General features: G+C 64.2%; 10 protein-coding genes. 5 read left to right on the top strand and 5 right to left on the bottom strand.

Features of this window, described 5'->3' with window-relative positions; all coding sequences use genetic code 11:
* Window positions 1-20: 20 nt before the first annotated feature.
* From AC3CCE_RS15700 to AC3CCE_RS15690, 3 genes are all read left to right on the top strand, one after another.
* Window positions 21-839 (top strand): hypothetical protein, encoded by an 819-nt coding sequence (locus AC3CCE_RS15700; RefSeq protein ID WP_352623992.1) that lies wholly within the window; start codon window positions 21-23, stop codon window positions 837-839.
* Window positions 840-916: 77 nt separating this feature from the next.
* Window positions 917-1,720, top strand: a complete 804-nt coding sequence (locus tag AC3CCE_RS15695; RefSeq protein ID WP_352623994.1) for an isocitrate lyase/PEP mutase family protein — start codon at window positions 917-919, stop codon at window positions 1,718-1,720.
* A 13-nt stretch (window positions 1,721-1,733) separates the two neighbouring features.
* Window positions 1,734-2,732 carry a proline racemase family protein gene (locus AC3CCE_RS15690; RefSeq protein ID WP_352623996.1) on the top strand — a complete coding sequence of 333 codons (999 nt, stop codon included), beginning with the start codon at window positions 1,734-1,736 and terminating at the stop codon, window positions 2,730-2,732.
* 5 nt (window positions 2,733-2,737) lie between these two features.
* Here AC3CCE_RS15690 and AC3CCE_RS15685 read toward each other — a convergent pair whose 3' ends face one another.
* Both AC3CCE_RS15685 and AC3CCE_RS15680 read right to left on the bottom strand, forming a co-directional pair.
* A complete protein-coding gene (locus tag AC3CCE_RS15685) occupies window positions 2,738-3,439 on the bottom strand; it encodes a sulfate transporter family protein (protein WP_352511025.1) in 702 nt (233 codons plus the stop codon).
* Window positions 3,440-3,641: 202 nt separating this feature from the next.
* The gene (locus tag AC3CCE_RS15680) at window positions 3,642-4,544 is read right to left on the bottom strand and encodes a DMT family transporter (protein ID WP_352511027.1); all 903 of its coding nucleotides are present in this window, start codon (window positions 4,542-4,544) and stop codon (window positions 3,642-3,644) included.
* A 216-nt stretch (window positions 4,545-4,760) separates the two neighbouring features.
* Between AC3CCE_RS15680 and AC3CCE_RS15675 the strand changes: the two genes are divergently transcribed.
* On the top strand, window positions 4,761-5,753 hold the full coding sequence (locus tag AC3CCE_RS15675; protein WP_023709632.1) for an adenosine kinase: 993 nt from the start codon (window positions 4,761-4,763) through the stop codon (window positions 5,751-5,753).
* A gap of 71 nt (window positions 5,754-5,824) precedes the next feature.
* On the opposite strand, the gene AC3CCE_RS15670 is transcribed toward AC3CCE_RS15675, so the two are convergent.
* The 3 genes from AC3CCE_RS15670 to AC3CCE_RS15660 form a co-directional block, all read right to left on the bottom strand.
* Window positions 5,825-6,898: a GGDEF domain-containing protein gene (locus AC3CCE_RS15670; protein ID WP_352511029.1), complete on the bottom strand. Its 1,074-nt coding sequence runs from the start codon at window positions 6,896-6,898 to the stop codon at window positions 5,825-5,827.
* Window positions 6,899-7,022: 124 nt separating this feature from the next.
* Window positions 7,023-9,302 (bottom strand): NADP-dependent malic enzyme, encoded by a 2,280-nt coding sequence (locus AC3CCE_RS15665; RefSeq protein ID WP_023685127.1) that lies wholly within the window; start codon window positions 9,300-9,302, stop codon window positions 7,023-7,025.
* A 144-nt stretch (window positions 9,303-9,446) separates the two neighbouring features.
* Complete coding sequence (locus AC3CCE_RS15660) at window positions 9,447-10,628, bottom strand: glycosyltransferase family protein (protein WP_352511031.1); 1,182 nt, start codon at window positions 10,626-10,628, stop codon at window positions 9,447-9,449.
* A gap of 164 nt (window positions 10,629-10,792) precedes the next feature.
* Between AC3CCE_RS15660 and mutS the strand changes: the two genes are divergently transcribed.
* On the top strand, window positions 10,793-13,522 hold the full coding sequence (mutS, locus tag AC3CCE_RS15655; protein ID WP_352624000.1) for a DNA mismatch repair protein MutS: 2,730 nt from the start codon (window positions 10,793-10,795) through the stop codon (window positions 13,520-13,522).
* Window positions 13,523-13,546: the final 24 nt, after the last annotated feature.

Raw genomic sequence — 13,546 nt, 5'->3', positions numbered from 1 at the left:
CTGAAATTGCTCTAGCGCTTGTGCTGCTGCCGTGGCTTTGGACCGCAGCCGGCGCGCAAGCCGTCAGCTTCCCGGAACTCGGCAGCGCCATCCCCGGCCACATGGATGTGACCTATCTGGACCTCGCAAGGATGGTCATTCCCGGCCTCGCAGGTGACAGCAACGGTTTCTACCGGGGTGGATTGCCGATCGAGATGCGCCACATCGAGGGACCGGATGGCGGCGGTTCGCCGCCTGAGACATCGGGCCTCTCCAACGCCGGCGTGCTCGCCATCAAGGCTGGGGGTAAGGACCGGCTGGCGATGCTCTACGACCTCGGCGACTCTCCCGACAGCGCCGAAGGCTATGCCGTGCTGGCGCTCTACGACATCACAGATAAGCCGAAGCTGCTCGACGCCGTCAATGTCGCGCTCGACCGCGACACCTATTTCCGTGAACCGGGCAAGCTTTCCGTTGGGCCGAACGACGACATCGTGATCACCATGAGCGCGCATTTCAATTCAAGCCAAAACTACGCGATCACGCCGCTGATCATGGTGCGCGACGACAAATTCCAACTGATCGACATGATCTTCACCTTCGATGAGAACCTGTGCGCCTACAGCCGCAAGCAGGACGTTGCTTTCCAGACGATCGCTGACGGGCAGCCTTATGCCGCGGTCAAAGTGATAGTGACCGACGCCACGGTGCTCAACGGCGAGAGCTGCGACGACCAGCCGCCCAAGCCTGAAGCCCATGCAATTTCCGTCACCTATCATTGGGACAAGAAGACGTTGCACTATGTCAAGGATTCCGATGCGCTGGACAAACTGGCAGGAGAGAACGCCAAACGCTTCTGAGCCAACCGCATTCGTTTGCCCGGTGCATTTCTGCACGATAGAATCCGCCGGCATTTCCGCATCTGAAGGGAGCACTTATGGACAAGGGCAAGATCTTTCGCGACCTGCACGCCTCGACCTTCGTCATGCCCAACCCCTGGGATGTCGGCACGACCAAGCTCCTGGCGTCCTTCGGCTTCAAGGCGCTGGCGACCACCAGCGCCGGTTTTGCCTTCTCGCGCGGCCTGCCCGATGGCGCAGTGATCTTCGAGGCGATGATCCACCATTGCCGCGAGCTGACGGCGGCAACCAGCCTGCCGGTCTCGGCCGATCTCGAGAAAGGCAAGGGCGACAGCGCGACGAGTGCCGCCGAGACGGTTTTTGCGGCCGAAGCGGCAGGTCTCGCCGGCTGCTCGATCGAGGACCATACCGGCGATCCGGACAAGCCGATCTATGAGTTTTCGCATGCCGTCGAACGCGTCGCAGCGGCAGCGGAGGCGGCGCGGGCGCTCAAGCACGATTTCGTCTTCACCGCGCGGGCCGAGAATTTCCTTTGGGGCAAACCGGATCTCGACGACACGATCAAGCGGCTGCAGGCCTTCGAAAAGGCCGGCGCCGACGTGCTCTATGCGCCGGGCCTCAAAGATGTCGAGACCATCCGGAACGTCTGCTCGGCAGTGAGCAGGCCGGTCAATGTCATGGCACTCCCGGCCTTCACCATCGCCGACCTCGCCATGGCCGGGGTCAAGCGCATCTCGCTTGGGCCGTGGCTGACCAATTTCGCCTTCGGCATGCTGGAAACGGCGGCGCGCGAGATCCAGCAGGACGGCACGTTCGGCTTCACCCGGGCCGCCATGCCGTTCGGCAAATTGCAGGCGCTGTTTTCCAAATCCTCAGGCTAAGGGTTCCCGGCGCATGACGCTCACCGTCGTCGACATGCATACCGGCGGCGAGCCGCTCAGGATCGTCACCGGCGGCTATCCAGACATTCCCAAAGGCACGATCCTGGAAAAGCGCGCCTATGTGCGCGACCACCTCGACCATTTGCGCAAGCTGCTGATCTTCGAGCCGCGCGGCCACTACGACATGTATGGCGCGCTGCTGGTGGAGCCCGACCTGCCCGGCGCCGAGCTGGCCGTGCTGTTCATGCACAACGAGGGTTATTCCACCATGTGCGGCCACGCCATCATTGCGCTTGGCCGCTACGCCGTCGACGAAGGCCTGGTGGCGAAACAGGAGCCAATCACCATGGTCAACATCGAGGCGCCGTGCGGCTTGGTCGTCGCTTCGGTGGAGGTCAAGGACGGCAAAGCGGGATCGGTGTCGTTCGAAAGCGTGCCGGCCTTTCTGTTTGCCCTTGACCAACAAATCGAATTGGGGGGATACGGCAAGATTGCGTTCGACATCGCCTATGGCGGCGCCTTCTACGCGCTGGCCGACTGCCATCAATTCGGCCTGGAGTTCGGCCGCAGCCGGGTGCGCGATTTCGTCGACGCGGCAACCGCGCTGACCGAGCGGCTGAAGGCGGCGTTCCCTCTATCGCATCCCGACCATGCCGATCTCGCTTTCCTCTACGGCACCATCCTCACCGATGGACACGATGCGTTCTCTGGCGAGGCAACAAAAAACATCTGCGTCTTTGCCGATGCCGAGGTCGACCGCTCGCCGACCGGCTCCGGCGTCACCGCGCGGCTGGCGGCAATGCATGCCAAGGGTGAGATCAACCCTGGTCAGGAGCGGTCCTTCGAAAGCATCGCCGGCTCGCGCTTTTCCGGAGCGGTGGCGCGCACGACCATGGCCGGCCCGCATGATGCGATCATCGCCCGCGTCGGTGGCCGCGCCTACTATTCGGGCCGGGCGGAATTCACCGTCGAGCCGGATGACGAATTGGGACGCGGTTTTCTTCTGCGTTGATAGGCCTATCGCCCGGCGCTCTCCCGCGCGCCGACCGCCTTGTGCAGATGCACCATCATGGCGGCGGCAAAGAGCGGCGTCAGCAGGTTGAGCAGGGGCACGGCGAGGAAGGCAGCGATGAGCAGCCCGGCCAGAAAGACGGTGCCGGCATATTTCCGGCGCAACGCCCTCGCCTCATCTTCCGGGCGGAAGCGCATGGCGGCGAATTCGAAGAATTCACGTCCCAGCAGATAGCCGTTGACGATGAAGAAGGCGGCGATGTTGACGCCCGGAACCAACAGAAGCAGCAGGGCGACGATGTTGCCCAGGATGACGACGCCGAAAAATTTCACCGACAACACGAGCGAGCGCAGCGCCGGCATGGCGCGTCCGACGGTATCGGCCGGATAGTCGGTGCGCTCGATCACTTCGGCGATGTCGTCGAGAAACAGGCCGGCCACGATTGCCGTCACCGGCGCGATCAGCAGCGCCATCCCGAAGGCAAGAGCGATGGCCGCGATAATGCCGCCCAGCCATCCGGCCCAGGACGGCAGGCCGGGCAACAAGGAGTGAACCCATGGCAGCGCCAGCCAATCGACAAGCCCGGTCAAAGCGAACCACAAGGCGACCAGTGCCAGCACTGTCAAGCCTAGCGTCTTCAGGAAAACCGCGCGGAATTCGGGAGAAAACAGCCGGCTGAAGGCGGCGCGGGCAGCGTTGGAGATCACGGCGTTTCCACCCCCAGGAACAAACGGACATCTCCGACATAGGCGGAGACCCTATCAGCCGCAAGCCTGCTGGAGCGGGCGCAATTCCGGACGGGAACTAACTAGAGCATGATCCCAAAAAATGGGGACCGGTTTTTGGAAAAGATCATACTCCAACAAAGGGTTAGATCATGATGAGATTTCAACCAAATCTGATAATGATCTAGCGCGCCAGCGCCCGGGAGCGGGCTGGGATGGTCATTGCCGCAACGCCGGCGACGACGCAGCCCATGCCCCAGAGCGCCGTCGGCCCGATGCTTTCGCCGAGAAACACGACGCCGATGCCGACGCCGATCGGCACGCGCAGATAGGCCTGCGACGTCGTGCCGACCGAACCCAGAGTGTGGATGAGGCGGAAAAAGATGCAGAAGGCCAGCGCCGTGGAGAACACCGACAATGCGAACAAGGCCAGTATCGACGCCATTGAAGGCGACAGCGTCCACGGGCGGTCGAAGGCCAGGCTCAAGGGGACGAGGATGACCGCGCCGCACAGCATCGAGCCGGTGGCCGGCAGCATCGGGTCGAGTCCCCTAAAGCTGCGGCCGAAAATGGCGGCGCCGGCATAGCAGACCGTGGCGGCAATGACGGCAAGCTGCGCCCACAATTGATGGCCGAGCCCGCCAAGCGCCTGGGTGCCGACGATCAGGCAAATGCCGGCAATGCCTGCACCGACACCGAACAGCTTGCGGGCGGTTACGGTTTCGTGGCGGGTGATGAGCGCGGTCAGCAGGAAGGTGAAGATCGGCGAGGTCGCGTTGAGAATGGTGGCGAGGCCGGCGTCGATGGAGCGCTCGGCGGCGGCGATCAGCGTGAATGGCACGACGCTGTTGAGGCAGGCCTGAACCATGAACCGCCACCAGGTCGCGCCGTCCTTGGGCATGGAAAGGCCGCGCCAGCGGATCAGCACGAGCAGGATGGCGCCGGCGATCAGGGTGCGAGCAGCGATGAAGGTTATCGGCGGGATCGTCTCGACACCGATCTTGATGAAGGTATAGGACGCGCCCCACAGGGCGGCCAGCACGCCAAGCAGCGCCAGTTCGGTGGTCATGTCGGTCTTTGCTTGCATGCAGGGTGCTTCCAGCGCTTGATCTGAGGCCAAGCTTGTAGGCGACCCGGCGGTCAGATGCTTCGGCCACGGTCGAACTGTGATGGAGCCTCGTCCCAGGCGCGCGCGCCGGCCTGGGCGGGCAAAGGGTGGAAATCGGTTGCCATTTTTCGGGGTGATGCTGTAGACCCGCCCGGGCGCGGCAGAAAGCCGGCAGGTTCCAAGGCGGAGACATTGATGCCGGATTTTGACGTGCTTTGCATCGGCAATGCCATTGTCGACATCATCGCCCAGTGCGACGACGCTTTTCTCGAGACCAACGGCATCATCAAGGGTGCGATGAACCTCATCGACACCAAGCGCGCCGAGCTGCTCTACAGCCGCATGGGGCCGGCGATCGAGGCCTCCGGCGGCAGCGCCGGCAATACCGCCGCCGGCATCGCCAGCTTCGGCGGCCGCGCCGCGTTCTTCGGCAAGGTGTCGAACGATCCGCTCGGCGAAATCTACGCGCATGACATCCATGCCCAGGGCGTCGCCTTCGACACCCGGCCGCTCGAGGGCCAGCCGCCGACGGCGCGCTCGATGATCTTCGTCACCCCCGACGGCGAGCGCTCGATGAACACCTATCTCGGCGCCTGCATCGAACTCGGGCCGGAAGATGTCGAGGCCGACAAGGCGTCGGGCGCCAAGGTGACCTATTTCGAGGGCTATCTGTGGGATCCGCCGCGCGCCAAGGAGGCGATCCGGCAGACGGCGAAGCTCGCACACGAGGCCGGACGCGAAGTGTCGATGACGTTGTCGGATTCGTTCTGCGTCGACCGCTACCGCGACGAGTTCCTCGAACTGATGCGCTCGGGCACTGTCGACATCGTCTTTGCCAACAGCCACGAGATCAAGTCGCTCTATCAGACAAAATCCTTCGACGAGGCGCTGGCGGCTATCCGCAAGGACTGCAAGATTGCCGCTGTCACCCGCTCCGAAAAAGGCTCGGTGATCGTGCGTGGCGAGGAGACCGTCACCATCCAGGCGACGACGATCCGCGAGCTGGTCGACACCACCGGCGCCGGCGACCTCTACGCCGCCGGCTTCCTCTACGGCTACACGAGCGGGCGCAGCCTGAAGGATTGCGGCGATCTCGGCTCGCTAGCCGCCGGGCTGGTGATCCAGCAGCTTGGGCCAAGGCCGCGGCAGAATTTGCGCAGCGCGGCCCAACTGGCGGGGTTGCTGTAGGGCCGTCTTTCGGCGCGCAGCGCCGAGCCAGATGAGGGGTGCCCGCCGGTTGAGGCTGTCCGGCGCTCCGCTCAGGCGGTGCGGCGAAGGTCGTCGGACGTAGGCCCGGGTTCCAAAGCCCCGGCGGTGACCAGCCGGTTGCGGCCGCTCTTTTTGCCGATGTACATCAGTCGGTCGGCGAGCGTTATCAGCGCCTCCGAATCGGAGGCTTCCGCCGGGTAGATGGCGACGCCAACGGTGCAACCAACATGGATGGCACCATTCGGCGTCGGCACCTTGATCCGCAGCTTTTCCAGGATACGTTCGGCGACGCCCACGGCCTTCTGTCGGGCCCGGCTAGCCTCTCCTGAAAACAGGAATGCGAACTCGTCTCCACCGAGCCGCGCCACGAAATCAGCGCTGCGCAGGACGGTGCGAAGCTCACCCGCCACCTCATGCAGCAGCGCGTCGCCGGCCTCGTGGCCGAGCGTGTCGTTGACCTTCTTGAACCTATCGAGGTCGATGAACAGCAGGCCGGCCGCCTGGCCGGTGCTGTCGCAGCGGTCGATCACCGACCTCAGCTCGTTGTGAAAGGCGCGCCGGTTGGGCAGGCCGGTCAATGCATCGTGGTTGGCCGAGTGGTCGCTGTGCTGCTTGGCCAGCTCGATCTCGCGCTTTTGTACGGAGAGTTCCTCATTGGCGGCCTTGAGTTCGAGCAGCAGCTCGGCGTTGAGATCCTCGACGACCTTGCGGTCGCTGATGTCGACGACGAAACCTTCCAGGAATTCCAGTTCGCCGGCCTCGTCCCAGACGCCGCCGCCGATCTCGCGGACCCAGAGCGGCTCGCCGACCTGCGGCACGATGCGGTAGTCGACGTTCCAGTTGCAGCGCGCCTCGAGCGCGGTATCGACGGCGGCATAGACGGCGGCGAGATCATCCGGGTGGATGGCCGAGACATAGTCGCGCACAGCATTTTGAATGAAGTCGCTCGGCCGATAACCGCTGACGGTGAAAATGCCGTCGCTGATGTAGAGCATGGTGTAGGACGCATCGTTGCGGCAACGGTAGAGATAACCGTCCATGCGGCCGGTGATGCTCAGCAGCGCATCCAGGCGCTCGTCGTGATAGACCCCCTGGCCGACCACAGATGCCGTGTCATGCTTCATGGCCGCATCCCCGTTTTGGCGGTCTGAGCGCGCCGCCAATGCCATAAGGCCATAGGGGGCGAGAACGTTCCCTATAGCAGCCGAATATTATCAATCTCTTATGGGTTGGCGATTTTGCCGCCAATCAGGCTCCCGCGCTATAGGCCGCGATCGCAGCCATGTTGACGATGTCCGAATCCTTGGCGTTCAGCGAGACGATCTGGACCGGCTTGTTGAGGCCGACCAGCAGCGGGCCGATGACGGTGGAGCCGCCGAGTTCCTGCAGCATCTTGGTCGAGATCGAGGCCGAGTGGAACGCCGGCATGATCAGCACGTTGGCCGGGCCGGTCAGCCGGATGAACGGATACTGCGCCATGGCGCGGGCGTTCAACGCAACGTCGGCGGCCATCTCGCCGTCATATTCGAAATCGACGCGGCGCTTGTCCAGGATACGCACCGCTTCCTGCACCCGCTCGGAGCGTTCGCCCTGCGGGTGGCCGAAGGTCGAATAGGCAAGCATGGCGAGCCTCGGCTCGTAGCCCATGCGGCGGGCAAATCCCGCCGCCTCTTCGGCGATGTCGGCGATCTGCTCGGCATTGGGCATGTCGTGCACGGCGGTATCGGCGACGAGGACTGTTTTGCCCCGCGCGAGCACGATGGAGACGCCGATGACGCGGTGTCCGGGCTTGGCGTCGATGACGCGGCGGATATCGTCAAGCGCCGTGGAATAGTTGCGGGTGACGCCGGTGACGATGCCGTCGGCATCGCCCAGCGCCACCATGCAGGCGGCGAAATGGTTGCGGTCGTTGTTGATCAGCCGCTGGCAGTCGCGGAACAGGAAGCCTTTGCGCTGCATGCGCTCGTAGAGATAATCGGTATAGATGCCGTTGCGGCGCGACAGCCTGGCATTGATGATCTCGATGCCTTGCTTGTTGAGGTCGATGCCGGCGTGCCTGGCGTTTTCCTTGATGACATCGTCGCGGCCGAGCAGGATCGCGGTGCCGAGCTTCTGGTTCACATAGGAGACGGCGGCGCGCATCACCTGTTCTTCCTCGCCCTCGGCAAAGACGATGCGCTTGGGCTGGCGGCGGACGCGGTCGTAGATGCGCTGCAAGGTCGAGGCGATCGGGTCGCGGCGGGCCGACAGTTCCTGCGCGTAGCGGTCGAGGTCGAGGATCGGCTTGCGGGCGACGCCTGACTCCATCGCCGCCTTGGCCACAGCGAGCGGGATGGCCGAGATCAGGCGCGGATCGAACGGCACCGGGATGATGTAGTTCGGGCCGAATTTCGGCCGGTTGCCCTGATAGGCGGCGGCGACATCGTCGGGCACGTCCTTGCGCGCCAGGTCGGCCAGCGCTCTCGCTGCGGCGATCTTCATGTCGTCATTGATGGTGGTGGCCCTGACATCCAGCGCACCGCGGAAGATGTAGGGGAAGCCCAGCACATTGTTGACCTGGTTGGGGTAGTCGGAACGCCCGGTGGCCATGATGGCGTCGGTGCGGATTTCGGCCACTTCCTCCGGCGTGATCTCCGGGTCGGGATTGGCCATGGCGAAGATGATCGGGTTCTTGGCCATCGACTGCACCATCTTGGTGGTCAATGCGCCCTTGGCCGACAGGCCGAGGAAGACGTCGGCGCCGTCCAGCGCCTCGGCCAGGCTGCGCGTGTCGGTCTTGACCGCATGCGCCGACTTCCACTGGTTCATGCCTTCGGTGCGGCCCTGGTAGACGACGCCCTTGGTGTCGCACAGGATTATGTTCTCGGGGGCAAAGCCCATCGCCTTCATCAGTTCGATGCAGGCGATGCCGGCGGCGCCGGCGCCGTTGCAGACCATTTTCGTGGTCTTCATGTCGCGGCCGGTGATCTCCAGCGCGTTGATCAGCCCGGCGGCCGAGATGATGGCGGTGCCGTGCTGGTCGTCATGGAAGACCGGGATGTCCATCAATTCACGCAGGCGCTGCTCGATGATGAAGCATTCCGGCGCCTTGATGTCTTCCAGGTTGATGCCGCCGAAGGACGGGCCGAGAAAGCGCACGCAATTGATGAATTCGTCGGCATCCTCGGTGTCGACCTCGAGATCGATGGAATCGACATCGGCGAAGCGCTTGAACAGCACCGCCTTGCCTTCCATCACCGGCTTGGAGGCCAACGCGCCGAGATTGCCGAGGCCGAGAATGGCGGTGCCGTTGGAGATGACGGCGACCATGTTGCCGCGCGTCGTGTAGTCGAAGGCGCGGCTGGGGTCTTCGGCGATGGCCAGCACAGGAACCGCGACACCCGGCGAATAGGCGAGGCTCAGATCGCGCTGCGTCGCCATCGGCTTGGTGGCGACGATCTCCAGCTTGCCGGGGCGGCCCATGGCGTGGAATTCCAGCGCCTCCTCGGCGCTGACGGAGGGGCCGCTGTTTTCGGTTTTCTTGGCCATGATGCTTTTGATTTCCTCGCCGGTGTCGCCCCCTTGAGACGGGTGCGTGTTTTTGAAACGTCTGAATCAAGGCTACACGCCACCGCTGTAAATCGCCAAGCGATCTTCACGCCCGCAGCGAAATCTCCCGAGGGTCGAATGGCGTCACGTCGGCTCTGGCTCGCTGACGAAGGCAGCGATTTCGCGCACCGTTCCCCGTCGCATCATGCCGTCTGTGCCGGGGAAAGGCCACGTCTCGATGAGTGGCGCACGGCTTCCCTTGCGCCGCAGCAATGCAGTCAGGAACGCCATGAGTTCGATGCGCTGGGCGTGAACCTTCTCCAGCGTGCGGCGGCGGATGTGCTGACGCGGTATGGCACGATCTCGCAGCGTCTCGACGGCGCGGCGAATGGCAGCCGGTTCCGGATCGGCGACGATGCAATAATCCGGATCGAAATAGACGTCGCGGCCGCCAAGGCTCGGGGTGCTGACAATCGGCAGGCCGGCCATCAGATATTCCATCGAGGAGTACATCGCTCCTTCCACGGCCGACAGGCACAGCCCGACGGCGGCCTGGTTGTAGACGCGGTTGACCTGTTGCGCCGTCAGCTTGCCCGGCCAGCCGTCGACGAGCGGATTGGCGATTTTGTGGAGCGGCGATTGCGCCTGCAGTCGCCGGACAAAGGCGCGGGCGGCAACCGGCGGCAATTCGCCGATCGAATAGGTGATGTGGGCCAGCCGCTCTATGTCGAAGGCGAGGTGATGGCGTTTGATCGGCGAGATGCGGCCATTGTAGACGGCGTCGAATTCGACCGGCACGTCCGGCAGCGGCCGGAATATATCCTCCGACACCATCAGATTGTGGTTGGAGAAGATGGCATTGCCGCCCGCAGCCGCGACGAGACGGCGCTCTTCCTCGGTGTTGCACAGGAAGATGATTTCGTGCAGCGGAAACCGGCCGGCATACCAGGCGAGATCGCGGCCCATCCGGGAGATGACAGCCGGCCGCTCCATGGTCCAGGTCTGCATCGTCAGGAAGGTGACGCGCCGTCCCGCCAGGCGCCGGCCAAGGGCCGCCAGCGGATAGAGCGGACGGGCTCCGCCAATCGGGACATAGAGCACCAGCGGGTCGCGGCTGAGCACATGCAGCGACATGTCGATGCCGCTATCGAGATCGGACAGCGGGCCGCGTGTCGGCAGGAGGAAGGGAACGCGTTTGCGCACCGACCCGCGCAGCTTGCTTTTGGTCCGATGCACGCGCCGCGCCGCCAAAAGCAACAGGCGCGTGGCGGTCGATCCAGCCGGACCGACCAGTTCCTCGAACCCTTCCTGCTTGTCCTGATCCATGCCGCCTATCCCGCCAGGGCGATCATAGGGTCGGGTTGTCGCCCGATGCAACCAACGGCTTCACCCGGGGTAGAGGGAGCACAAGCCGCCGTCGAGGCCGGTCGTCCCCTGCTTTTCGGGCCGCCGGCATTAAACCCCGCACCCACATCTGCTAGCGTGCGGGCATGAACATGCACACTTCAGCAGAAACCGACGCCCCCGAGGTGACACCGCCTGCGCCCGTCGGCAGCGTCACGCCAATGATGGAGCAATATATCGAGATCAAGGCGGCGAACCCGGATTCTCTGCTGTTCTACCGCATGGGCGATTTCTACGAGCTGTTCTTCGACGACGCCGAAAAGGCGAGTAAGGCGCTGGGCATCGTCCTGACCAAGCGCGGCAAGCACCAGGGTAACGACATTCCGATGTGCGGCGTGCCGGTGCATGCGGCCGACGACTATCTGCAAAAGCTGATCGGCCAAGGTTTTCGCGTTGCCGTCTGCGAGCAGATCGAGGACCCGGCGGAAGCCAGGAAGCGCGGCGGCAAATCGGTCGTACGCCGTGACGTGGTGCGCCTGGTGACGCCAGGCACCATCACCGAGGATAAATTGCTGGCGCCGTCGGAATCGAGCTTCCTGATGGCGCTAGGGCGGGTGAAGGGCGGCAACAGCGGTGACGCCTTCGCCCTGGCCTGGATCGAGATCTCGACCGGCGTCTTCCGCGTCGCCGAAACCACGGCCGACCGCCTGCTGGCCGATGTCTTCCGCGTCGACCCGCGCGAGCTGATCGTCGCCGAGCCGGTGTTTTACGATCCCGAGCTGAAGCCGGCGTTCGACTTCATCGGCCGCGTCGCCAGCCCGCAGCCGCCGTCGCTTTTCGATTCGGCTTCGGCAGCGGGGCGGATCGCGCGCTTCTTCGAAGTGGCGACGCCGGACAGTTTCGGTGCCTTCTCGCGCGCCGAATTGTCGGCGATCTCGGGCGCCATCGCCTATGTCGAAAAGACGCAGAAGGCCGAGCGGCCGCCTTTGTCGCGTCCCGAACGCGAGGAGCAGGGCTCGACGCTGTTCATCGATCCTGCGACACGCGGCAATCTGGAACTGTTGCGCACGCTGTCGGGCAGCCGCGACGGCTCGCTGTTCAAGGCTATAGACCGCACGGTCACCGGCGGCGGCGCCAGGCTGCTCGCCGACCGGCTGATGGCGCCGCTAACCGATCCGGCGGCGATTGCTGCCCGGCTTGATTCGGTATCGTTCTTCCGCACCGAGACGCTGCTCTGCCAGGCTGTGCGGTCAAGCCTGAAGAGCGTCGCCGACATGCCGCGGGCGCTGTCGCGGTTGGCGCTCAACCGCGGCGGTCCACGCGATCTCGGCGCGCTGCGTGCCGGCTTTGAAGCGGCGGCCACCATTGCCGAAATCTTCGCCGCAATAGCGCTGCCCCATGAATTGACGGAAGCACTTGCCGCGATCAAGGCGCTGCCGCGTGCGCTGGCCGAGCATCTGACCCAGGCTCTTGGCGAGGAACTGCCGTTGCTCAGGCGCGACGGCGGCTTCGTGCGCGGCGGCTACCATGCCGAGCTCGACGAAATGCGGGCGCTGCGCGACGAATCGCGCAAGGTGATCGCCGGACTGGAGCGCTCGCTGATCGAGGAGACCGGCATCCGCTCGCTGAAAATCCGCCACAACAATGTGCTGGGCTATTACATCGAGGTGACGGCCAACCACCATTCAATCATGACTGGAAGCGACGGCGCCAAGGCGCGCTTCATCCACCGCCAGACCATGGCCAACGCCATGCGTTTCACCACGACCGAACTTGCCGAACTCGAGACCAAAATCGCCAATGCCGCCGACCGGGCGCTGAGCATCGAGCTTGCCGCTTTCGACACGCTGACGACAGAGGCGGTCGCCGAGGCGCAAAAAATTCGCGCCGGCGCCGATGCGCTTGCCGTACTTGACGTGTCGGCGGCGCTCGCGCTGTTGTCGGAGAGTGAAGCCTGGTGCCGGCCGCTGGTCGATTCCAGCCTCGCCTTCGATATCTCGGGCGGACGCCATCCGGTGGTGGAACAGGCGCTGCGGCGCTCGGGCGAAGGGCCGTTTGTCGCCAATGATTGCGATCTGTCGCCGCAAGACGGGGCCAAGGCCGGCGCGATTTGGCTGCTCACCGGTCCGAATATGGGCGGTAAGTCGACCTTCCTGCGGCAAAACGCACTGATCGCCATCCTCGCCCAAACCGGTTCCTTCGTGCCGGCGACGTCGGCCCATATCGGCGTTGTCGACCGGCTGTTCTCGCGGGTCGGCGCCTCGGACGATCTGGCGCGTGGCCGTTCGACCTTCATGGTCGAGATGGTAGAGACGGCGGCGATCCTCAACCAGGCCGGCGAACGGGCGCTGGTGATCCTCGACGAGATCGGTCGCGGCACCGCCACGTTCGATGGCCTGTCGATCGCCTGGGCGGCAGTCGAGTATCTGCACGAGAAGAACCGCTGCCGGGCGATCTTCGCCACTCATTTCCACGAAATGACGGCACTCTCCGGCAAGCTGCCGCGACTGCACAATGTCACGATGCGGGTTAAGGAGTGGGAAGGCGACGTGGTCTTCCTGCACGAGGTCGGCAAGGGTGCCGCCGATCGCTCCTATGGCGTTCAGGTCGCTCGCCTTGCCGGTCTGCCCGAAGCGGTGGTCGGCCGGGCCAAAGAGGTGCTGCATCAGCTCGAGGAAGGCGATGTCTCCGGCAAGGCCAACCGGCTGGTCGACGATCTGCCGCTGTTTTCGGTGGCAATGAAGCGGGAAGCGGCAAAGCCTGCGAAGAGCGACGCATTGGGCGCAGCGCTGGGTGAGATCAATCCAGACGAGATGACGCCGCGCGAGGCGCTGGAAGCGCTCTACCGGCTGAAGGGGCTGGCGGGGAAAACCTAGTCCGATTTCAGCCTTGACCAATTG

Source organism: Mesorhizobium sp. P160187 (genome assembly GCF_057766425.1).
Note: the sequence above shows the minus strand (reverse complement) of the source record. Positions and strands in the feature narration are given on the sequence as shown.